This is a genomic window from Parafrankia sp. EAN1pec (assembly GCF_000018005.1).
GTDB lineage: Bacteria > Actinomycetota > Actinomycetes > Frankiales > Frankiaceae > Parafrankia > Parafrankia soli.
This window is the reverse complement of sequence record NC_009921.1, coordinates 8,740,200-8,761,480: the sequence shown is the minus strand read 5'-3', so window position 1 is coordinate 8,761,480 and position 21,281 is coordinate 8,740,200. Positions and strand designations below refer to the sequence as shown.

The following is a 21,281-nucleotide window of genomic DNA, read 5'->3' as shown; positions in this document are numbered from 1 at the left end:
GCTCCGGAACCTCTGTTACCCTCAGTGTTGTTCGGGACGGACAGTGTTGTTCGAGGTGGGCAGCGTTGTTCGAGGCGGACGGTGTTGTTCGAGGCGGACCAGTACTCGACAGGTGAGGAACCAGATGGCTGCGGGGGCGGCGCGGAACAGCGCATGGGTCAGGTTTTTCTGCTCCAAAGACAGTAGGGTCCGGGTGGCGACCTTCCGGAAATCCGGCCGGGAATGGCAGCTGGTCGCCGTCGCCGGCCAACCCCCGGCAGGTGAGTCGGCCCCCGGCCGGATTTCGGTCGGCGGAACCTTCACGGTGTCGCCCGAGTACAAGGGCTGCCCGGGATGTGGCAGCGCCGGGTGCGGGCACGGCGGTCCGGTCGGCGGGACGATCGAGAACATCAACGCACTCGACGCCGGCTGAGGCGCGGCGCGGTGCTTGCTGTCACGTCCGCGGCCGCCCGGTGGAATTCGGTATGACGGTCGGGAACAGTTCGGCCGTGTCGGCCAGGCACCCGGTCCTCGGCCGGCCCGGCCGCACACCAGCGACGATGGTTCCACGGTCGGAACGGCTCCGTTGCGCGGCGTGCGCGGGCCCGTTGACCGGAGTGCAGTACGTGGCCCTCACCGGAGAGGTGTTCTGCACCCGGCACGCGGGTGAGCGGTCCTGCGTGTGCTGCGGCCTGCCGGAGCAGCCCGACCTTGACCGCGCGGTGGCGCTGTGCCGGCGCTGCGCCGCGACGTCGGTACGGACCCAGCCGGAGGTGAAGCGGGTTCTGCCGCCGATCACGGCACAGCTGCGGGCGCTCGGCATCGCCACCACCAGGAGGGTCCGGGTCAGGCTCGCCGACGCGAGCGAGATCGACCATGCCTTCGGCGGAAATCCACACGTCCTCGGCGCGACCCTTGCCAGCGGGGTGGATGTCATCGACCTGATGATCCGGCGCGACCTACCCGCGATCATGTTCGGCTGCGTCGTTGCGCACGAGACCATGCACGTCTACCTGGCTCAGCAGAACTTCGGCGACCTGCCGGATACGGCCGCCGAAGGGCTCTGCGAACTGCTGGCCTACGCCTGGGCGCGGCGCCAGGACGGTGTTCTCGCCGCGGCGCAGCGGCGCCAGATCGAAGAGAATCCCGACCCGGTGTACGGCGACGGATTCCGGCAGGCGAAGGCGGCCGTCGCCCGGTTCGGTGTCCGCCGCACCCTTGACCATCTGAAGAAACACCAGGTTCTTCCCACCGCCCTCCCATAACCAGACAGAGCCACCGGTGCCGGGAGCGCTGCCAGGCCACGGCCTGGCCACCGGACAGCCGCCGGCCGGCCCGGACGCCTGCGGAAAGGAAACCATGGAACCACTTCGGAAGAACACCGACGACGACCTGCTCGTCCTCGCCTTCTACATCCTGGTCGACGCCTCGTACTCGATGTCCGGTGCGCCGATGCTGGCGGTGAACGAGATTCTCCCCGAGGTCATCAGCACAATCGAGCAGAGCCCGACCCTCGGTGACGTGGTCCGCCTCGGCGCGCTCGACTTCGCCGACGACGCCCGGGTGGTCCTGCGCCTCGACGACCTGCGCAACATCGGCGGTGTGCCGCAGTTCGCCGCGCGCGGCGGCACGTCCTACGCGGCCGGATTCCGTCAGCTGCGCAAGGAGATCGAAAGTGATCTTGCGCAGCTCAAGGGTGACGGTTACAAGGTGTACCGCCCCGCGGTCTTCTTCATCACCGACGGTGAGCCCACTGACGACCAGAAGGACCTGGACGCGGCCTTCGCCGAGCTCACCGACGCGAACTTCCGCGGCCGGCCCAACATCATCCCGTTCGGTGTGGTGAGCAGCGTCAACAAGCAGACCCTGGACCCGTGGGTCTACCCCAAGCCCGCCGACCGGGGAAAGCCGATGCGCAGCTACGTCTATTCCGGCCAGGGGGACGCGGCCACCGCGATCAGGCAGATCGCCGAGATTCTCATCTCGAGCATCGTCGCGTCCGTGAACTCGGTGAACGACTCCGGCACCGCCGGCGGCTTCGTCCCGCCCGACGACGATCTCGACGACTGGATCTAGCAACATGACGGAACCGCGCCAGCCGCCGCCCGGTCTGGAGACGGGGCCTGAGCCCCCGGCAACGGCGGACGACCCGTACGGCGCCACCGGCGGAGCGCCACCGGCGGACCCGCCCGTCCAACAGCCGGCGGGTCAGCCCCCCGCGGCCGTCGGTTTCTGGCACGACCGGTGGGCGAGCTCGGTGGCTGCCGAGGCTGCCGGCGCTGCCGAGGCGACCCGTGAACCGGTTCAGGAGTCGACGGCGGATCGTCCCTGGAGAAGGCACAGCGACGGGCGGTGGATCGTCGGTGACGCGGGGCGTCAGCCGCTGGTGCAGGTGGTCGCCCCGCGGGAGGGCTCGCCGCAGGACACGGCGTTAGCCGAGGGGGAGGCGCGCCAGCTGGTCTACCGCGCGGCCAGCGTGCGCGGTATCAGCCATCAGGAGCGTGGCCAGCCCCGCCAGGATGCCTTCACGGTACGGACGAGCGCCGACGGGGGATGGCTGGTCGGGTGCATCGCCGACGGCGTGTCGCAGGCGCCGCTGTCGCACCAGGCCGCGGAGACCGTCTGCGCCCACATGACCGAGGCGATCATCGACGTCACGGACCGGAAGGCCTCGTTGGAGGCCTGGCTGGACTGGGACCGAGTCGTCCAGGTGGCCAACCTGGCGGTGCTGGAACGTGCCCACCCGGTGCTGCGGCGAAAGTACCGGCATCGCAACGAGCTGGACCGGCTGGCCGCGTTGGAGAACGGTCTGCCGACCGCGGCGGAGGCCCGGGGGGTGATGTCGACGACGGCACTCGCGTTCATCGTCGGGACGGAGCCGGACGACTACGGCCGACACCTCGTCATGCTCGGCAACGCCGCCGGCGACTGCTCGGCCTTTCTGCTGCGGGAGGGCAGGTGGACGGCGCTGACCGAGGTCAAGAACGAGGGCGCCAGCGTCGTGTCCGGCGTGGTGCGGTCACTGCCGGCGGACACCCCGTCAGTCCGGGTCATCCCCGCGACCCTGTCGGCGGGAGACGCACTGGTGGTGATGACGGACGGCCTGGGAGATCCGCTGGGCTCGGCGACGGGGGTCGTCAGCGACTTCCTGGCTGAGGGATGGAGCTCGCCGCCGGCCCTGCCGGACTTCGCCGCCCGGGTCAGTTTCTACCGCCGCACCTTCGCCGACGACCGGACGGCGGTCGTCGTGTGGGCCGGTCAGCGATGGGGCGCACCGTGAGCTCGCTCCGGATCAGCCGGTCGGCGCTGGGCCGGCTGGAGCAGCTCGGAACCGGCGGGACCGCGGTGGTCCACCGCCTCCCGGACCTGACGCTGCCAGGTCATCCGGGCCGGGAGTTCGTCTACAAGGAATACCGGGAGAAGACCAGGAAAGCCGCCGGGCCCTCGCTCGGTTCCGGACTGGAGAACCTCGTACGGTTCCGGGGGAAGCTGCCCGTACGCCAGCAGACAAGCTGGGACGACCGGATCATCTGGCCGGTCATGGTGGTGACCGACGCCGGGGACGAGGTTTCCGGCATCGTCATGCCGATCATCCCGGACCGTTTCTTCCAGATCTACCAGCGCCGCAGCGGCCAGACCGACCGTAGGCCCCGCGAGGTGGACGCCCTGTTCGGTGACGAGGAGACCATGCGGCGTGTCGGCCTGCCCGACAGCGGTGTCGTCACCCGCCTGCGCCTCATCCTCGGAATCGCGGAGGCATACGGGATGATGCACAAGGAAGGTGTGATCCTGGGCGACATCTCCGCCCGCAACGTGGTCTACGATCCGGACTCGGTACGCCCGGCCGTTCTGGTGGTGGATGTCGACAGCGCCCGGGTCCGGGGAACGCGGTCGATTTTCAGCTCCCAGCCGCACACACCCGGCTGGGAGCCGCCGGAGGCACTCGTCGCCGCGGCGAGAAACAAGGACACGTCGCTGTCTCCCCACGAAAGCGACCAGTTGCGCAACACCTGGGCCGTGCAGAGCACCAGGACCGATGTCTACAAGTTCGGCCTGCTGGTTATCAGGATTCTGGACCATGGCCGCCAGCGTTCCCGGAACCGGCAGCCGGCGGCCGCGGCGCAGATCCTGCGTACACATATCGGCAGGCCGGCGGCGACACTGCTGGAACGCAGCGTCGACGCCGATCCGGCCGTGCGCCCGTCCATGCGGGAGTGGTACGACGTGCTGCGCCACGGGAAGGGCCGGGAGCGGCCCTCGTCCGGGCCCGCGGGTCGTGTGGCGGCCGGTGCCACGCAGCGGGTCTCGCAGGCTTCCCGTATCCCGGACGGGCACCGCATCGGCAGCTTCGTGTGGAAGGAGGGAACGGGGTGGGTCCGGTCGGCTTCCGCCGATCCGGACCGGAGCTGACCGCGGGAGCGCGCCGCTACAGCCAGCCCGTCCCCCTGCCCGCTCCGCCAGGCACCCGCCAGGTGCCCCGGTCGTCGTCGTCCGAGGCCGGGATCACGGTGTCCGCGTCCGTGTCCGGATACGCATCCGGATACGGGGCTTTGTCGAACCCGACCACCGTGTCGTCGCCGCTGCCGGCGGCCACGCCGGCTCCCGGCCCTGGTTCCGGCCCTGGTTCCGGCTCGGGATCAGGGCCGGGCGTGGCCGGTCCCGGCCCGGCACCCGGCGCGGGACCGGGAACCGGGCCGGGGATCCGGACCGGAGAGCTGAGGCTCGGGATCGGGGCGGTCGTCACGTAATCGTCGGGCTCGTCGTCCAGGCCGTCGTCCAGGTCGTCGTCAGGCGCGGTGGGGAGCGGGCCGACCAGCGGGCTGAGCCGGGCTGGCGGCGGTGTGGGCCCACCGGGCAGCGGGTGGTCGCGGCGCCACTGATCGAGATCGGCTTCGGCCGTCCTGAGCGCGTACTCCTGCCAGGCGACGAGGATCTCGTCCATGACCCGCTGCTGCGTCTCGATCATGAGCCGGTTGTTGGCCCGGGCAGCCTTGATCGCGTGCTTGGCGCGGTGCGCCTCAGCCTTCTCCGCGATGTCCAGCCGGCTCTGCTGCAGAACCTGGGCGTGGGCCGACTCCCGCGCACGGGCTGCCAGGGCATCCTGCTCGTCGGTCTCGAGGAGCTTCTCGTAGCGGGTTTTCGGGCCCAGCACCTGCAGCAGCTTCATGAGCACCGGCAGCAGTTCGATCGACAGGAAGAGCAGGAACAACGCCAGGTGCGCGAGCAGGAGTGTCGGGTGCGAACCGGAGATCCTGTGCAGTGCCTCGAGTTGTGCGAGCAGACCCGAGTTCCGCGAGTTCATGCTTCTGTACCGGGCCGCGTCCGCGGCCCGGTCCGCCCGCAGCTGCTCGAGCCTGGGCTTGTCAGTCCTGAGTCGTTCGCGGGCGGTGTCGATGGCAGTACTTTCCGAGGATCTGATGGTCGCCCGGGCCGTGGTCTCTGCCGCGGTGAGATTGTTCCGTGCCAGCTCACGGGCCGTCCGGGCCTCGTTGCGGATCTCGACCTTCTCCTGGTAGGCGATACCCGCGCCGCTGCGGCCGGAGCCGCAGGTGCCCTCCTTCTCGCAGACGACGGCCTGTTCCGCCGTCTCGAACGCCGTCTGCGCAATCCTGAGCGCCTCCCGGGCCGCGACGACCTCGGGCACCTGCGAGATGTCGCCCGTAACACCGCGATTGATGAGATCCTCTTCTGCCTGGACCTTCCTGGCCAGGCCATCGATGGAGGCGTAGTCGGGGTTCGTGGCGAGCTGCTCGGCGAACTCCTTCTGCTCCTCCTGGCGGATGACCTCCAGTTCGGTCCGGATCTCCGGAGCGAAGATCTGCAGCACCATCGGTGTGGAGATGACCGTGCCGAGCACGAGCGCGAGCCCGACCCTGGGTAGCGCGGTCGCCAGCACCAGCAGTTTGCGGTCCTGCCGGACCATCTGGACGACGAGCAGCCGGTCCAGGTTGTAGATGATGAGTCCCCAGCACGCGCCCACCACGATCGCCCAGAAGACGGGCATGTGCATGGTCATGTGCACGGCGAGCGCGGCGGAGGCGGCGGCCACCAGCGCGGTCGAGATGATGACACCGCCCAGGGCCGCGTAGCGGATCAGATCCCCCGGCGACTTCGCCAGTGTCTGGGGCTGGGCGCCGGCCACGGAGGCCAGCCTGGGTCTCACGTCCATGGCAGTTTCCATCTCCTCGCGCGGCCGCGTCGGGGAATCTCCGGCGGGTTGGCGAACCAGGTCGTCGGGTCGATCGGGAACTCGGCGCGCCCCGGCACCGAGGCCGCGGGGTCGCCGCCACGCCCGCCGGCCCGGCCGACCCGACCCGACCGGCCTACGGGGCCGACGTGGCCGGCGCGCCCCCTGCCCTCGCTGTTACCGGCACCGCCGGGTATCGCCGGCAGCATCGCGGCCAAATTCGTGTCGTCGAAGGCCCAGGTGTTCATGATCATGCCGTCGAGCCAGATCGCCGGCAGGTTCGAGATCTTCGGATAGTCGACATCCGCGCCCGTCGGGAGGTCGAAGACGTGAATCCAGTCGCTGGCCAGCTCGGTCGTGCCGACCTGGTTGACCGCCCGGAACCGGACCGGCCCGGCGGCGGTCACGGTCATGCGCGCGGCGCCGTCCGCGAGCTGCTTCGCCGGCACCTGGATCTGCTTGCCGTCCGGACTGATCACGATCATCGACTCGGCGTACCGACTTCGCCAGCGGACCGTGACCTTCTCGCCGCGAGGGACGAGGACCGGGCTCACCCGCACGGCGGTGACGGTGGGCGGCCCACGCAGCTCCAGCACCCGGTCGGCCAGGTAGCGCTGCCAGCGACTGGCGGACGGCACGGCCAGTCCCACCTTGGACTTCGCGTCGGCGATCATCTTCCAGCCGGTGGCGTCCAGGACCACCGGCGGCGCCTCCTCGCCGAGGGCGACCGGCGGCAGCTGCTGGTCGTCCACGCAGCGTTCGACGAACCGCGCCAGCCAGGTCAGGTCCTCCTGTGGACTGGCCTGATCGGACGGATCGAGCTTCGCGGTGTCGCAGTCGACGAGGAGCACGTCGGGCTCCGGGTCGAGGGCGTAGACCGCGCTCTCGAGCGTCTGCCGGCCGAGCCGCACGCCGTAGTGGTGGGCGGTGGCGACGGCGGCGGCCAGCCGCTCGCACAGCTGGGCCCGGATGAGGCTGTCGGTGGCGGCCGGTACCTTTCCGGGGTCCAGCGGCAGCGCCGCGGCATCCAGGTGAAGCTGGGCGGCGGTGCGGTCCCGGCGCTGTGCTCCGTCGTCGTCGACGAACCGCTCCGGCGGCCTCGGAGCGACCAGCCCGACGACGGCGGTCGGCGAGTCGTCCGCGACCACGACTCGCACCGGCCAGCAGGCCTGGTCGGCGAGCTGCCCCGGGGAGCCCGGGGGAGGCGGTTCGTCGGACAGGGCGACGAGGTCCACCAGCGGGTCGAACGGATGGGCGTCCGCGTCCGTGATGTCGAGGAAGCGGCGGTACCACAGCGGCTTCGTGACCCATGGCAGAGTCAGCTCAGGGATCTCGTGAATCTCCACGCCGTCGACGCGAGCGGTCGGCGCGGTGGAGCCGAGCTGGGCGACCGACAGCACCCAGCGTGCCACCTTCATCCCCTGCGCCCCGCCCTGGACACGCAGCTCCAGATCCCTGATCACGTCGGCGACATCGGGTGCGGGGTCGGTGCCGACGGCCACCGGGCGGACCCGGCAACGGGCACCGGAGCTGGCGAACCGATCGAGCATCGCCGAGTCCGGAGCGTCGAGGGCGAACAGGTACACCGACGGTTCCCAGTCGGCGGTCTGGTCCGGCCACAGGTTCGTCGTCACCAGTTCGGTGAAGGCCCGCAGCCGGTCGGCCTCGGTGTCGCGGGAGTGGCCGCTGGTGATGACGACCACGATGGGCTGACCCACCTCGAAGTCGTCGGCCAACAGCTGGGCGAGGTCACCGGTGGCTGTCGCCCGCAGCCCGGTGAACGCCGCTGTCAGGGATGGCTCCGCGAGGCTGGCCGTCAGCTCGCGGACCGGCACGGCCGGATCCAACGGGGCTAGCCGCATCAGCGTCGTCGATTCCTGGTCGAACTCCTGGACGCACAGCGGAACGGCTGCCGCCAGCTCGGGTGTTGACGTGACTCCGTCGACCAGGTGGCCCAACAGCAGATTGGCGGCCGTCAGCCGGGCGGAATCCATACGACGGGAGCCGTCGGAGACGACATAGAGCGGTTGACGTGTCGGAATCTGCCTCGCTTGACTCACCGTTGTTCCCCCGATGTCCGACGGTCTGGTCAGGCCTGTTCCCGGTGCGGAAGTGAGGCGCTACGGGGGCGTGAACGGGTGGCCGCCGCAGCCTCGCGGAATCACCTGGATGAGCCTGGAGCGCGCCGAGAGGCGTTCCATTCCATGCTGAACGCCGTAACCACGACGCCGATAATGGAGTCGTGGCCCGTGGGTCGCTCCGCCGCCCTGGGCGCGTCGATCAAAGCGGGCTCTGTACCGCTGGAGCGCTACGGAGTTCGTGGCCCACGCGGGACCTGTGCGAGCTGGTTCCATATCCAGCTGTGGGCCCCCGGGCCTGGCGGATTAATCCAGCGAATATTCCCCCGACACATACACTGCATCGTACCCGGTCGTTCACTGGTTCGTCTGCCGTCGGGCTTCCCATCGAAACCGCAGGTCACGAGCTTGTCGGCGGCGTGACCGGCCCAACAATTCGCACGGGACGACACTCAGGAGGTCACACGGAGGCACGAGCGGTGCCACGGATCATCCGTGAGATGCCGGCCGTCCCACGTTTTCGACACCGCGAACCAGGCTGGCCGCGCGGCGTACGCGAGTTGTCCGGATCGCCCGGATTTTTTGGATCGTTCGTGGGTCAGTACTGCACGTGCGTGACGGTGGCTGTCGGGTCGTACAGGGCTGGTCCGTAGTGCTCGGCGAACAGCTTCGCGACGAGCTCACCGCGGCTGCCGACGCCGACCTTGGCGAAGACCGCCTTGAGATGGTCCCGCACGGTGTGCGGCGACAGGAACAACTCGCCGGCGATCTCCTGGTTCGACAGGCCCCGGGCGACCGCCCGGGCCACCACGGCGAGCACCGGTGTCATCGACACCGAGGGCGCCGCCCAGGAGGAGCCGGCGAGCTCGGTGAACAGCCGTTCGGCGTTCTCGCCGAGCGAGAGCAGCGCCCCTGAAGCGTCGAACAGCGCGGTGCCCGGACCGCTGGCCGCGCCGACGCCGACGCCGACGCCGACGCCGACGTCGACGTCCGCGGGCTGCCGGGGCGCCGGGGCGCGGCGGTGGTGAAGGTACGCAGCGTGGTCGCGATCACCGGCAGGAGCGCGCGGACGAGCCCGACCTCGGCCGGGGTGAACGAGCCCCGGGCCCGGTCCCGGTACAGGTCGACGACGCCCCAGGTGCTTCCACCCAACCGGAACGCGGCGCGCAGCTCGTCACCGTAGCCCTGCGGGGCGATGAACTCCCGGTAGCGGGCGCTGCGGGCGGGCTGGTCGTCCGTCGCCGTGTAAAGCGTCGCGACACCCGATTCGGACCGGACCAGGTCGCGGAAGAGAAGCACGTCCTCGACGAGGAACTCGCGTTCCCAGTACGACTCGCAGCGGCTGGTCTCGATGTTCTCCACCCGTACCGGGCTGGTGGCCAGAACGGTCGCCGGGTCGGTGGCGAACCAGCCCGCCCCGTCGAAGGGCACCAGCCGACGCAGCCGGTTCGAGATCTGCTCGAACAGCTCCTCGCTGGTCTCGGCTTTCGTGCAGACATCCGCCAGTGATGACAGCTGGCTCTCGACTGTCGACGTCGACCCGCGCACTGCTTTCCCCGTCGGCCATGCGCATCACCCGGATGCGTCCGCGTGGCAAGTGTGCGGTCAGCGGACGCGGGGCGACACCCCCCATCTGTGGTCCCGCGATTCGCGGGATGGGTCCGTTCGGCGAACGGCGGCAGGCTTCTCGATGACAGCGAACCCCAGTTCGGGAGCACATCATGAAGCTCGGAATCGCCCTGCCCAATGCCGTTCCCGGCGCACCGGGAGACGCGGTGACGACCTGGGCGCACCGCGCCGAGCTCGTCACCAACGTCCTCATCGCCCCGCAGCACCGGACGGCGCTGCTCGCCAAGCAGGCCGCGAGCATCGACCGGGCCAGCGGCGGGCGGCTCACCCTCGGCGTCGGCGTGCGCGAGGACGACTTCGCCGCCTGCGAGATCCCGTTCCGCAGCCGGGGCGCCCGCCTGGACCGGCAGCTCGGCTGGATCGCCGGCACCGCCGCCACCGACGAGGACGCCGTCGCCCGCCGCGTCGAGGAGTTCACCGCCGCCGGCCCCGACCACGACCCCGACCTGTTCTGGGCGCTGCGCGGCGGGGGCGGCAGCTTCGGCGTCGTCACCGCTCTGGAGTTCCGGCTGTACCCGATCACGCAGGTGTACGCGGGAGTGCTGTTCTTCCCGCCGCTACCGGAGCTGCCACCGCATCTGTCCGGCCGCTCGTACGTCGTCGTCGAGGCCGCCTGCCAGCTCTCGGTGGGGCAGGCCGACGCGCTGCTCGCCCCGCTGCGCGCCCTCGAGCCCGAGCTGGACACGTTTCCAACCCACACCGGTCGGTGAGCTCGGGCTGCTGCACATGGACCCGCCCGGCCCCGTCCCCGCGCACGGCGACGGGATGCTGCTCGGCGAGCTGCCCGAACAGGCCGTCGACGTGTTCGTGGACGTCTCCCGCACGCACGGGCCGGCCCTGCTGTCGCTCGAGCTGCGCCACCTCGGCGGCGCGCTGCGCCCCGGCGCGATGGCGGGCGGGGCCGTCGACGGGATCGACGCGGCGTTCGCGGTGTTCGCCGCCGGCATGACCCCGACCGAGGAGGCGACCCGCGCGGTGACGGCCGCGGTCGACGTCGTCCAGTGTTCGCTCGCACCATGGTCGACGGGCGGGTGCTACCTGAACTTCGCCGAGCGTCCCAAGTCGGGGCAGGCGCTGTTCGGCGTGGACGTCCATCGTCGGCTGACCCGGATCAAGGCAGCCTACGACCCCGCCGACGTGATCCGGGCCAACCACCCGGTGCCACCCGCGAGCTGACGCCGCCGGCCCGCCGCTGGGACGCGGTCGGGAGGCCGTCGGCCGGTCTATGCCGCGGATCGGGGGCCGTGCGCGGTCCAGCCCAGGCGGTTCAGCACCGCCTGGGCAGTGGCCGTGACCGGCGGCTGAACGGTGAAGTCGCCGTACAGCGCCACGAATCTCGGCCAGTAGAAGTCGATCACCTGCTTTCCCCGCTCGAACGGGTGGACGTACATCCACCTGAGCTCCCACACCCCGTCCATGAGCTTGAAAGCGACGGCGCCGGCGGCCACGAAGCTGACCGCGTTCACCCGCGGGGCGGGGAGCAGCCATACCCGCTGCTCCCCGAAGTTCAACGCCCGGGCGAGCGGAAAATCGTAGCCGCATTCCCGCTTGGCCGCGTTTCCGAACATCTCGGCGGCCTGCCGGAGGTCGAGCGGTGAATCCCGGGAAACCTCGATACAGTCCGGACCTTCACTCGCGCGACGCTGATAGGGAAGGACCGGCATATCGATCCGGTATCGAGGTGAAAGCCGTTCCTCCTCGCTGAGCCATGTTTCGCGGTCAACTGGAGTGAGGTCGGTCATCGTTCCCCTTCACTGCGTGGTTCGGTCGTTCGCCGTTGAACCGGATCCGGGTGGGTGACGCCCTCGGGGCTGTTCCGGGCGGCGCCCCGGGCGGCGAACGACGACGATCACCCGACGGGGATGCCACCAAGCCTGACCGACCCGCCCGCCCCGCGAAAGATGCTGGATGGCCCCAGAACCGAAACGGATGGCACCTCGGTGCGGGCACCGCCCGACCACCGCCCGCTTGCCGCCCGGTCTGCCGCGGCCCGTGCTTCGGTGGCCTGTTTCTCCACAGCCTGGTCTTCCGCCACGCGGTCATCCACAGCCCGGGGCCGCGCCGCCCTCAGCCGCGTTGATCCGAGGACACTGGGCGCATGTTGCCCGACCTCACGGTCGCCGGGGCGGACCTGCCTGTCCGGTCCGCTCTGCCGGCGCTCGTCGCCGCGCTGACCGGTGGTGACGAGCACGGGCCGCGCTCCGTCGGCGGGGCCGCGGTGCTGGTGGCCCCGCCCGGCACGGGCAAGACGACGCTTGTCCCGCTCGCGCTCGCCGACCACGTCCCGGGTCGGGTACTGGTCGTCGAGCCGCGGCGGATCGCCGTCCGCGCTGCGGCACGGCGGATGGCCACCCTCGCCGGCGGTGGTGTGGCGGGTGGTGCCGGGGCTCGCGCTGATGCTGTGGGTCGAGGCGGTGTGGGCGGTGGCGAGGTGGGTGGAGCGGTCGGCTACACGATCCGCGGCGAGCGCAGGGTCGGGCCGTCCACCAGGGTCGAGGTGGTCACGACAGGAGTGCTCGTCCGGCGGCTGCAACGCGACCCCGAGCTACCCGGTACCGACGCGGTCATCCTCGACGAGTGCCACGAGCGGCACCTCGACGCGGACCTGGCGCTCGCGTTCCTGCTCGACGTCCGCGCGGCGCTGCGCCCCGACCTGCTCCTACTCGCCGCCTCCGCGACAGCCGACACCCGGCGGCTGGCCGCGATGCTCGGCGCGCCCGGCCAGCCCGCGCCGGTCGTCGGGACGGACGCCTCGATGTTCGACGTCGAGGTCGTCTGGGCGCCCCCACCAGGGGTGATCGCCCCGGCGCACGGCCTGCGGGTCGACCCGCGGCTGCTTGACCACGTCGCCGCGACCGTCGGGCGCGCGCTGCGGGAGACGTCCGGGGATGTGCTCGTCTTCCTGCCCGGGGCCGGTGAGATCGCCGCCGTCGCCGGCCGGCTCGCCGGGCACCGGGACACGGTCGACGTGCTCACCCTGCACGGCCGCCAGGCCGGCGGGGCGCAGGACGCGGTGCTGCGCGCCGGCACGCGTCGCCGGGTCGTCCTGGCGACCGCGGTCGCGGAGAGCAGCCTCACCGTGCCCGGCGTGCGGGTGGTCGTCGACGCCGGCCTGGCTCGCTCCCCGCGGATGGACCACGCCCGCGGGCTGGGCTCGCTGGTCACCGTGCGGGTGTCACGGTCGTCCGCCGGGCAGCGCGCGGGCCGGGCCGGCCGGGAGGCGCCAGGCCGGGTGTACCGCTGCTGGTCCGCCGCCGAGCACGATCGGCTGCCCGCCCAGCCGGAACCGGAGATCGGCGTCGCCGACCTGACCGGCTTCGCGCTGGAGCTGGCGGTCTGGGGCCATCCCGGCGGCGTGGGCCTTCCGCTGCTCAGCGACCCTCCCGTCGGCGCGATGGAGGCCGCGGGGGCCTCGCTGCGGGCCCTCGGCGCTGTCGACGAGACCGGCCGGGTCACCCCGCGAGGACGTTCGATCGCCCAGGTCGGGGCCCATCCGCGGCTCGCGCGGGCACTGCTCGACGGCACCCGGGCCGTCGGCGCGCGGCGGGCCGCGGAGGTCGTGGCGATGCTCTCCGGGGACGGCCCGGTGGGCGGCCCCTCCGACGACCTCGTCGCCGCGTGGCGCCGCCTGCGCAACGACACCGACCGGGCCGCGTCCGCCCGCTGGCGGGAGGAGGCCCGTCGGCTGCGCTCGGCCGCGGACGCCACACCCGCCGGGCCGGCTGGGCCTGCCGGGCCCGCGGCCGGGGGAACGGGCGGGATGACCGACGATCTCGCGGCGGGGCTGGTGGTCGGCCTCGCCTTCCCCGAACGGCTCGCGCGGGCCCGCGACCCCGGCGGGGCGAGCTATCTGATGGCCGGCGGAACCGGCGCCGAGCTCACCGCGGGCTCGGCGCTGACCGGGGCGGAATGGCTCGCCATCGCGGTCGCCGACCGCGGGCCCGGCCGGATATCCGCCCGCGTGCGCCTGGCCGTCACCCTCGACGCGGCGACCGCGCGGGAGGCGGGCGCGGCGCTGCTGCGCACCGAGGACGAGGTCGCCTGGTCCGGCGGCGACATCGTCGCCCGCCGGCTCGAGCGCCTCGGCGCGATCATCCTCGCCGAACGCCCGGTGACCAGGCCCGACCCGTACCTGCTGCGGGCCGCGGTGCTCGACGGGCTGCGTGACGCGGGTCTCCCCGTGCTGCGCTGGAGCGCCGACACGCTCGCGCTGCGGGACAGGCTTGCGTTCTGCCACCGGGTGCTCGGCGCCCCCTGGCCCGACGTCACCGACGCCGCCCTGCTGGACTCCGCCCCCGACTGGCTCGGTCCGGACCTCGACGGCGTGCGGCGCCGCGCCGACCTCGAGCGCATCGACGCCGGCCGCGCGCTGCGCCGGCTACTGCCCTGGCCACAGGCCGCCCGGCTGGACGAGCTGGCGCCCGAACGGGTGGCGGTGCCGAGCGGCTCCCGGGTGCGCCTCGACTACAGCGGCACCAGCGGCGCGGCCGGCCCCGTGCTGGCCGTGAAGATCGCTGAGGTGTTCGGGTGGGAGCGGGTACCCGTCGTCGCCGACGGCCACGCGCCACTGGTGCTCCACCTGCTGTCCCCGGCGGGACGCCCGGTGGCGGTGACGAGCGACCTGGTGTCGTTCTGGCGCACGGGCTACCCGCAGGTCCGCTCGGAGCTGCGCGGCCGCTACCCCCGCCACCCCTGGCCGGACGACCCGACCACCGCCCCGCCGACCCGCCGCGTCGCCCCCCGCACCCGCCGGTGAGACCAGCCCGTGAACAGCATCGGCGCAGGTGGGGGCACCTGTCAGAGCTTGCGGACGCGGGTCGCGCGGTAGCGGAAGCTGTCCTGTCGGACCTGTTCGTAGTCGAACTCGACGCGGTCGCCGGCCTCCAGGAAGCGGTACCCGTCCATTTCGATCATGCTGAAGCCAACCCACGCGTCGAACCCAGGCGGCAGGTCGGGGGAGGAGATCGCTCCCCACCCCCGTTCGGCGTTGTAGAACTTCACGGTGCCCTTGGTCATTGAGCCAGGATGACCTGTTCGCGCCGGCGCGGCGATCGAGTTTCGCGGGACAGGTCGTTCCAGCACGCCGCTCCGGACGGCCCCGAAAACCGCGGAGGCGGCGGCAACTCCCGCGAGGAGCCACATCCAGCGTCTGGTGCGCCGCCAACCCGCTTCCCCGCCGTCGACCATGAACATGGTTGTACGGCAAGGAGCGTGCCGCCACCCCTCGGTCCTCCATCGAAGATGGAGTAGAACCGCCTTGTCTCCGCCTGGGCGATCCCGTCCGGACCGTCGGGTGGGGGTCGATCAATCGGTCGCACGCAGGTCCGCGCATCCGGACTCGCCTGGCAGCAGCGGGCGGAAGCTGACCCTCCACTGCCTGCCGTCGGACGCCCACCGCGTGGTGGTCACAGCCGTACGCGCTGCCGCCAGCAGTTTCGTGGCGTCCTCACCGCTGGCTGTCACGCAGCTCAGATCGACACCTCCGCCGACCGGCTCGCCCGGCAGCGCCGGCCCGGGCCACACGCGCTCCGTACCCGCGGTACCGCCGCCGCACGGAACGTCGGTGCCGGACGGAGCGGTGCCGCCGGACGGAAGGTCGCTGCCGGACGGAACGGCCGCGTCGGAGGGCGAGGAACAGTCTCCGACCCAGGGGGAGGCGATCGCGGCCACCGCAGCCGGAATGTACGGCTCGGGCTCGCTGACCGCACCTGGGCCCAGCGTGGCGGGCAGGTCGGTGAGTGCTGTGAACAGCTCCTGGGCTGCCCGCCGCGCGGACTGCTGCTGCGCTGTCAGCCCGTGGCCGTCCGCCTCGAACAGCGCTTCCACCTGCATCGTCTCGACGCCGGCCGCGGTTCGGAGGGTGAATCGGGTCGACGGTGCATCCGCGACCGGTGGCTGGCCGAAGTCCTGTTCGGCGCCGACGCCGGCCGCGGCCGCGCGGTCGACGAGCTTCCGCACGTCGGCGGCCGAGATCCGCCGCAGCTGGATGTAGGACAGCGCTGGCCCCGGATGAACGGCGGCCCGCGGGACCTCGCTCATCACCCGGCCGTCGGGGTAGACGGCCACTATCGGCAGCCGGGTGGCCAGCATCTCCGGTGTCACGAAACCACCGACCCAGTCCACTCGCAGCGCGGCGGTGTCGGCGCGGGCACCGGTGCCGGGGCTGTCACCGGCGGCAGCGCTGCCGCCGACGACGCTGTCCCGCACGTCGGCGGCGGCTCCGGCACAGGCCGCGGCCGTGAGAACCAGGGGTACGCCGGCGGCCACCAGGCGGGCGCCGCGGAGCATCATCATCGCCATGGCCCTTGGACGCAGCGGGCCCCGGTCCGGTTCCCCTCAGGAAGGGATGAACCCGCAGTCCGCTGTCACGCCTTCCTGATGGCCTTCAGTGCGTACAGCAGCGGCACACGTGGATCCGTCTCCGGTAGCCGCCACCAGCCGTCCTCCCCGCGGACCATACGTTTCCACCGTGGCCACGGCAGCGCGTCGGTCTCCCTCAGCCCGGTCACGGTCAGGTCCGCCCCGACCAGCGCGTCGATCACCTCGCCGAGACCGTGCGTCCATTCATAGGCGACCGTCGCGCTCCCCAGCGCGGGGCCGTCGGTGTATGTGTAGGTCGCGTCGCGCTCGATCGGGCCCCGGCCCGCCAGGTAGTCATGGCGCAGCAGCAGTTCCTCGCCGACGCCCGGCGGGGGCTTGGGACCCAGCGCATTGAACAGCGGATGAAACTCCACCAGATATAGCCGGCCACCGGGACGCAGCAGACACGCGACCTCGGCGGCCCACCGGGGCAGATCGGGTAGATAACACAGCGCACCCTTGCCGGTGTAGACGACATCGAAACAACCTTGGCCCAGCACGCCCGCCGCGTCGTATACGTCAGACCGCACGTACCGTAGGTCGGCGCCGGCCCGCGACGCGATCTCCCGCGCCCGTGCGACGGATTCTCCGGAAAAATCCAGTCCCACCGCGCGGGCGCCTCGGCGTGCGAACGCAATGGTTTCCGTGCCGAGATGACACTGCAGATGGACGACGTCCCGGCCCGCCAGGTCGCCGAGGTCCTCCCATTCGAACGGCGCAAACCAGTCGAATGGTTTCCTGCTACCGTCGAGGCCGTAGAACGCGCTCGCCACGTGCACCGGGGTGCGGGCGTCCCAGTTCGCCTCGTTCGCCCGCATCATCCGCCGGACCTCGGCATCGAACTCCTGCGTCATGAGCCACAGAATAGGCGAGGCACGCTCCGCGGCCTGTCGAACGTGGAACGAGTCTCAGTGGCCTTGGCGGGCCAGCCACGCCAGGGTGTCGTCGGTGAGCTGGCGCCAGCCATAATCGAACAGAGCGGTGTGGGGGGGATCGGGAGATCCCTGGCCTCGAGGGCGTGGTCGCCGACGTCGGGCTGGCATGCTGGAGGCCCCTACCTGTCAGCATGATGTGAGACGGTGACAGCCAACATCGAGAATGCTCTCGTTGCGGCCAGCCGTCTGGGACACTGCTGAGGTGAGTACCGGCTCGGCGCCGCCACCCCTGAATATTCGATGCCTCACCGAGACGCCGAAGGACTACGGCGACTACGGAAAATTGCTTTCTCCGCATCCCATCGACGACGAGATTGTCGCGTTGCTGCGTGAGGTTGAGGCGTCTGATCGGTTCCCTGAACTGATTGGTGCCCTGACGCCAAGGGTGGGATGGGAGGCGCTGTGGCTCTTCGCGCGGCGCGCGGCCACGTTCGCGGTCCGGCGGCGTGACCCGGAGCTGCTCCGTGCCGGCCTGGTCGCGATCGGCGTGGCCAGCCGCAACAGCCTCGACTACCGGGACGAGCTGGTAGCGCTGGCGATGTTGTGGCACAGCGCAGGACTTCTCGACCTGGATGCGGAGGAGGAGGTCCGCGCAGCCGCGGCCAAGCTCCCGCTCTTCGTCGGCACGGCGAGGCACGCTCCGCCGTCGGAAGCCGAGGCAGACCGGCTGACGTGCTGGCTCGAACGGTCGCCACGCAGTCAGTCGCTGGCCGTGATGGGGCTGCGTGAAGGAAAAGACAAAAGTGGCTTTCGCTATGTTCAGCATCTTTGACCGCGGCGCTCCGCCGACGACCGGCAGCTCGAGCTGCGCGAGCTACCGTCGGTCCGGACTCATCGGCCGATGTCATGGTCGCCGGCTTCGACCAGTCCACTTTCGTACGCGAAGACCACAACCTGGGTACGGTCGCGCAATCCGAGCTTGGTGAGGATGCTCGACACGTGCGACTTGACGGTCGCGGGTCCGATGAAGAGTTCCTGGGCGATCTCCGAGTTGCTGGACCCCCGGGCGACGGCGACCACCACATCACGCTCCCGGTCGGTGAGGCGCTCCACACGGCGGGAGGGGGCGGAGCCGACAGCCCGGCGCTCGGTGAACCGCCCGATGAGACGCCGGGTGATCGACGGTGCCAGCAGCGCGCCGCCGTCTGCCACCGTGCGGACGGCGCCGGCGAGCTGGTCGGCGGGGATGTCCTTGAGCACGAAGGCGCTGGCGCCGGCGCGTAGTGCCTGGTAGACGTACTCGTCCGGATCGAACGTGGTCAGGATGAGCACCCGCACGTCCCAGTCGGCCTCGGCGAGGATTCTTGAGGTCGCTTCGAGTCCGTCCATCGCCGGCATCCGGATGTCCATGAGGATCACATCGGGACGATGCTGTCGCGCCGCCTCGATCGCCTCGAGCCCGGTCCCGGCCTCGGCCACAACCTCGATGTCGCCGTGTACCCGCAGGACCATGGCCAGGCCTCCGCGGACCAGCGCCTGGTCGTCGACGATGAGGACGCGGATGCTCATGCGGGACTCCCTCCGATCGGCAGGCGGGCGACCACCCGGAACCCGCCGCCCGCGCACGGTCCCGCGTCGAGGCTCCCGCCCAGCAGCAGCGCTCGCTCCCGCATGCCGATGATGCCGTGGCCGCCCGGGCCCTCGCGGACGGCACCCGGCTCGAGCGCGGTGGCGCCGCGCCCGTCGTCACGGACCTCGATGACGAGGCCGTTCTGTTCGGTGACCAGGCTGACCGTGGCGGGTGCGCCGGGGCCGGCGTGCTTGAGCACATTGGTGAGCGCCTCCTGGATGATGCGGTAGGCGAACAGGTCCAGGCGGGCCGGAAGCCCGGCTGGCAGTCCGTCCGTGGCCAGCGTCACGTCCACGCCCGCCCGGCGGATCTGCTCGATGAGCCGGGGCAGTTCCGCGAGGCTGGGCTGGGGCCCGAGATCGTCGGGGCTGGTCTCCGGTCGTAGAACGCCGAGCAGATGGCGCAGCTCCTCAAGCGCTTGGCGCCCCGCCTCCTCCACCGCCTCCATCGCCCGCAGGGCGGCCGCCAGGTCCTCGGCGGCGACGGCTCTGGCCCCGCTGGCCTGCACCGTCATGAGGCTCACCCGGTGGGCGACGACATCGTGCAGCTCCCGTGCGATACGGGTCCGCTCGTCGGTGACGATCCGGCGGGTCTCGGCGGCCCGTTCCCGCCGGAGCTGCGCGGCACGGTCCGCGCGGAGTTGCACACGGCGTCCGACATACCAGGCCCCGAACATCACGAGGCTGCCGAAGACGGGCACCTGCCACCAGGGGCCCGGATCGTCGAGACCGTCGACGCTGGCCAGCGCGGTTGCGGCGGCGGCTCCCGCGGGTCCCCGCCAGTCCACGGTGGCGTAACGGCCCACCGCGTACAGGCCGATGATCGTGGGCCAGCCGAGATGGGTGGTACCGCCGCCGAGCAGCACGGCCCAGGCGGTCAGCGCCACGCCCAGCACGAGCAGGGGCGCTCGTCTGCGCCAGTACAGCGCCGGATTGGCCACGGCGCAGCCCACGAGGACGAGGAACGGGGCGTCACCGATCGAACGAAACAACAGCGTGTCGCCGGGCCCGTCCACCACGAACACCGTCATGACGAAGGACGCGAGGGCGAGGGCGGCGTCCGCGGCGCGCGGCCAGCGGGCGAAAGGACCCCGAAACCGCCCCGGAGCGTTCTCTGGTGGCGTCCGGAAGGGCGACGCCGTGCGGTTCACCGTCACTTCTCAGCGCGGTTCACGGCTGGCGGCCGCGGTTTCGCAATGGGCACCGCCTCACGGTAGGCGAGGCCGGAAGAGTACTGATGGTTAATGCACGGGGTTAATGCTGCTGGTGATGGCTTGTGGTGTGTGGGTACATCTATCGGCATGAGGTATGCGACGGGTGGCGGGTTGACGCCCGCCGGGCAGGTGGAACGGGAGCGGGTTCGGTTGGCCGCGGCGGACAGGTTCGCTGCGGGAGCGACACGGACGGAGGTGGCGCGGGAATTCAAGGTGACCCCGAAAACAGCGGGCTGCTGGTATCGGGCATGGGAATCGGGGGGTGCGGCGGCGTTGCGGTCGACCGGTCCGGTGTCCTCGTGCCGGTTGGATGATCGGGATCTGGCCCGGTTGGAGGCGATCTTGCGTCGGGGGCCGGGGGTGTATGGCTGGACCGATCAGCGGTGGACCCTGGCCCGGGTCGCGCAGGTGATCAGGCGGGAGTTCGGGATCACCTACACCGTGCCGGGGGTGTGGATGCTGCTGGACCGCAACGGCTGGTCGTGCCAGCTGCCGGTGCGGCGCGCGGTCGAACGTGATGACACTGTGGTCGAGGAGTGGAAGGACCGGGGATGGCCGGCGGTAAAACCACCGCGGCGGCCCGGGGTGCCTGGGTCTGTTTCCTCGACGAGACAGGGCAGGGCCTGAGGCCGCCACGTGGACGGACGTGGGCGCGCCGCGGGGTGACCCCGGTGGTGCGGGTGCCGGGGCGGGGTGGGGCCGGGCGGGTGAGTGTGGTCGGGATGGTCTGCTACAAACCCGGGCAGCGGGCCCGGCTGGTCTACCGGGTCCGGGTCAGTCACGGCCGTTCGGGTGAGCGCAAGGGGCTGTGCTGGGCGGACTGTCGGGATCTTCTGCTGGCCGCGCACGTGCAGCTTCCCGGGGGTCGGCTGGTGGTGGTGTGGGACCGGTTGAACATCCACCTCCAGGCGCAGATGGCCGCGTTTCTGGCCGCGCACACCGGCTGGATCAGTGTTGTGTGGCTGCCGGCCTATGCGCCCGATCTGAATCCCACGGAGGGTGCCTGGTCGTATCTGAAACGCACAACCCTGGTGCATCTGGCTGCCCGTGGTATCGACGAGGTATTTCAGGCGTTCAAGCATGGACTGAAACGTATGCAGTACCGGCCCGAGCTTCTCGTCGGGTTCCTTGCCGAAACCGGACTGGCCTGGGAAAATCTCCGATCAAAATAACCTCGCACATTAATCATCAGTAGTCGCCAGCCTCCAGGCGTAATGCGGCCTCCCCCGTGAGGCGGAGAGGAACCCCGAATCCGCGCCGTGCGACCCGCCTTCCGGCGGGGCACCGAACCCCTCCGCGGGCGGGCGACGACCCGGGACGCCGACAAGCA

General features: G+C 71.2%; 20 protein-coding genes and 1 pseudogene. 11 read left to right on the top strand and 10 right to left on the bottom strand.

Annotated features, from left to right (window positions below; translation table 11 throughout):
- Nucleotides 1-193 precede the first annotated feature (193 nt).
- From FRANEAN1_RS35835 to FRANEAN1_RS35815, 5 genes are all read left to right on the top strand, one after another.
- Nucleotides 194-412: a hypothetical protein gene (locus tag FRANEAN1_RS35835; protein ID WP_041255170.1), complete on the top strand. Its 219-nt coding sequence runs from the start codon at nucleotides 194-196 to the stop codon at nucleotides 410-412.
- Nucleotides 413-605: 193 nt separating this feature from the next.
- The gene (locus FRANEAN1_RS35830) at nucleotides 606-1,244 is read left to right on the top strand and encodes a protein DA1 (RefSeq protein WP_198145428.1); all 639 of its coding nucleotides are present in this window, start codon (nucleotides 606-608) and stop codon (nucleotides 1,242-1,244) included.
- 94 nt (nucleotides 1,245-1,338) lie between these two features.
- Nucleotides 1,339-2,055 carry a VWA domain-containing protein gene (locus tag FRANEAN1_RS35825; protein ID WP_020464555.1) on the top strand — a complete coding sequence of 239 codons (717 nt, stop codon included), beginning with the start codon at nucleotides 1,339-1,341 and terminating at the stop codon, nucleotides 2,053-2,055.
- A 4-nt stretch (nucleotides 2,056-2,059) separates the two neighbouring features.
- On the top strand, nucleotides 2,060-3,259 hold the full coding sequence (locus tag FRANEAN1_RS35820; protein ID WP_041255168.1) for a protein phosphatase 2C domain-containing protein: 1,200 nt from the start codon (nucleotides 2,060-2,062) through the stop codon (nucleotides 3,257-3,259).
- Nucleotides 3,256-4,389 carry a serine/threonine protein kinase gene (locus FRANEAN1_RS35815; RefSeq protein ID WP_020464553.1) on the top strand — a complete coding sequence of 378 codons (1,134 nt, stop codon included), beginning with the start codon at nucleotides 3,256-3,258 and terminating at the stop codon, nucleotides 4,387-4,389. Before FRANEAN1_RS35820 ends, FRANEAN1_RS35815 begins: the two co-directional genes overlap by 4 nt.
- Nucleotides 4,390-4,405: 16 nt before the next feature.
- Here the strand turns inward: FRANEAN1_RS35815 and FRANEAN1_RS35810 are convergent, their stop codons facing one another.
- The 4 genes and pseudogenes from FRANEAN1_RS35810 to FRANEAN1_RS35795 form a co-directional block, all read right to left on the bottom strand.
- Nucleotides 4,406-6,148, bottom strand: a complete 1,743-nt coding sequence (locus tag FRANEAN1_RS35810) for a DUF4407 domain-containing protein (protein WP_020464552.1) — start codon at nucleotides 6,146-6,148, stop codon at nucleotides 4,406-4,408.
- Nucleotides 6,139-8,160, bottom strand: coding sequence for a hypothetical protein (locus tag FRANEAN1_RS35805; protein ID WP_041255165.1), 2,022 nt, complete (start codon nucleotides 8,158-8,160; stop codon nucleotides 6,139-6,141). The genes FRANEAN1_RS35810 and FRANEAN1_RS35805 overlap by 10 nt, the downstream gene beginning before the upstream one ends.
- Before the next feature lie 682 nt (nucleotides 8,161-8,842).
- Nucleotides 8,843-9,052, bottom strand: a pseudogene (locus FRANEAN1_RS35800) (helix-turn-helix transcriptional regulator); the annotation flags it as partial.
- Between the two features lie 17 nt (nucleotides 9,053-9,069).
- A complete protein-coding gene (locus FRANEAN1_RS35795) occupies nucleotides 9,070-9,792 on the bottom strand; it encodes a hypothetical protein (protein ID WP_020464549.1) in 723 nt (240 codons plus the stop codon).
- A gap of 173 nt (nucleotides 9,793-9,965) precedes the next feature.
- On the opposite strand from FRANEAN1_RS35795, the gene FRANEAN1_RS37715 reads away from it, so the two are divergent.
- The gene (locus FRANEAN1_RS37715) at nucleotides 9,966-10,583 is read left to right on the top strand and encodes an LLM class flavin-dependent oxidoreductase (RefSeq protein ID WP_020464548.1); all 618 of its coding nucleotides are present in this window, start codon (nucleotides 9,966-9,968) and stop codon (nucleotides 10,581-10,583) included.
- Nucleotides 10,584-10,599: 16 nt separating this feature from the next.
- A complete protein-coding gene (locus FRANEAN1_RS37710; protein ID WP_020464547.1) occupies nucleotides 10,600-11,049 on the top strand; it encodes a BBE domain-containing protein in 450 nt (149 codons plus the stop codon).
- A 47-nt stretch (nucleotides 11,050-11,096) separates the two neighbouring features.
- Here the strand turns inward: FRANEAN1_RS37710 and FRANEAN1_RS35785 are convergent, their stop codons facing one another.
- Nucleotides 11,097-11,441 carry a hypothetical protein gene (locus FRANEAN1_RS35785; RefSeq protein ID WP_157472925.1) on the bottom strand — a complete coding sequence of 115 codons (345 nt, stop codon included), beginning with the start codon at nucleotides 11,439-11,441 and terminating at the stop codon, nucleotides 11,097-11,099.
- A gap of 530 nt (nucleotides 11,442-11,971) precedes the next feature.
- Here FRANEAN1_RS35785 and hrpB point away from each other — a divergent pair.
- Nucleotides 11,972-14,629 (top strand): ATP-dependent helicase HrpB, encoded by a 2,658-nt coding sequence (gene hrpB, locus FRANEAN1_RS35780; RefSeq protein ID WP_020464545.1) that lies wholly within the window; start codon nucleotides 11,972-11,974, stop codon nucleotides 14,627-14,629.
- Nucleotides 14,630-14,670: 41 nt separating this feature from the next.
- Here hrpB and FRANEAN1_RS35775 read toward each other — a convergent pair whose 3' ends face one another.
- The 3 genes from FRANEAN1_RS35775 to FRANEAN1_RS35765 all read right to left on the bottom strand — a co-directional run bounded on the left by FRANEAN1_RS35775 (nucleotide 14,671) and on the right by FRANEAN1_RS35765 (nucleotide 17,087).
- Nucleotides 14,671-14,889: a cold shock domain-containing protein gene (locus FRANEAN1_RS35775; protein WP_020464544.1), complete on the bottom strand. Its 219-nt coding sequence runs from the start codon at nucleotides 14,887-14,889 to the stop codon at nucleotides 14,671-14,673.
- A gap of 288 nt (nucleotides 14,890-15,177) precedes the next feature.
- The gene (locus FRANEAN1_RS35770; protein ID WP_020464543.1) at nucleotides 15,178-16,167 is read right to left on the bottom strand and encodes a hypothetical protein; all 990 of its coding nucleotides are present in this window, start codon (nucleotides 16,165-16,167) and stop codon (nucleotides 15,178-15,180) included.
- Between the two features lie 71 nt (nucleotides 16,168-16,238).
- A complete protein-coding gene (locus FRANEAN1_RS35765; RefSeq protein WP_041255161.1) occupies nucleotides 16,239-17,087 on the bottom strand; it encodes a class I SAM-dependent methyltransferase in 849 nt (282 codons plus the stop codon).
- A gap of 283 nt (nucleotides 17,088-17,370) precedes the next feature.
- Between FRANEAN1_RS35765 and FRANEAN1_RS35760 the strand changes: the two genes are divergently transcribed.
- A complete protein-coding gene (locus FRANEAN1_RS35760) occupies nucleotides 17,371-17,940 on the top strand; it encodes a hypothetical protein (protein WP_020464541.1) in 570 nt (189 codons plus the stop codon).
- Nucleotides 17,941-17,999: 59 nt separating this feature from the next.
- Here FRANEAN1_RS35760 and FRANEAN1_RS35755 read toward each other — a convergent pair whose 3' ends face one another.
- Together FRANEAN1_RS35755 and FRANEAN1_RS35750 are read right to left on the bottom strand one after the other, a co-directional pair.
- Nucleotides 18,000-18,677 (bottom strand): response regulator, encoded by a 678-nt coding sequence (locus FRANEAN1_RS35755; RefSeq protein ID WP_018503940.1) that lies wholly within the window; start codon nucleotides 18,675-18,677, stop codon nucleotides 18,000-18,002.
- Nucleotides 18,674-19,888: a sensor histidine kinase gene (locus FRANEAN1_RS35750; RefSeq protein ID WP_347176899.1), complete on the bottom strand. Its 1,215-nt coding sequence runs from the start codon at nucleotides 19,886-19,888 to the stop codon at nucleotides 18,674-18,676. The genes FRANEAN1_RS35755 and FRANEAN1_RS35750 overlap by 4 nt, the downstream gene beginning before the upstream one ends.
- 93 nt (nucleotides 19,889-19,981) lie before the next feature.
- On the opposite strand from FRANEAN1_RS35750, the gene FRANEAN1_RS35745 reads away from it, so the two are divergent.
- Nucleotides 19,982-20,578 carry a winged helix-turn-helix domain-containing protein gene (locus FRANEAN1_RS35745; protein WP_347176705.1) on the top strand — a complete coding sequence of 199 codons (597 nt, stop codon included), beginning with the start codon at nucleotides 19,982-19,984 and terminating at the stop codon, nucleotides 20,576-20,578.
- A complete protein-coding gene (locus FRANEAN1_RS35740) occupies nucleotides 20,503-21,123 on the top strand; it encodes a transposase (protein WP_012157514.1) in 621 nt (206 codons plus the stop codon). The genes FRANEAN1_RS35745 and FRANEAN1_RS35740 overlap by 76 nt, the downstream gene beginning before the upstream one ends.
- Nucleotides 21,124-21,281 lie beyond the last annotated feature (158 nt).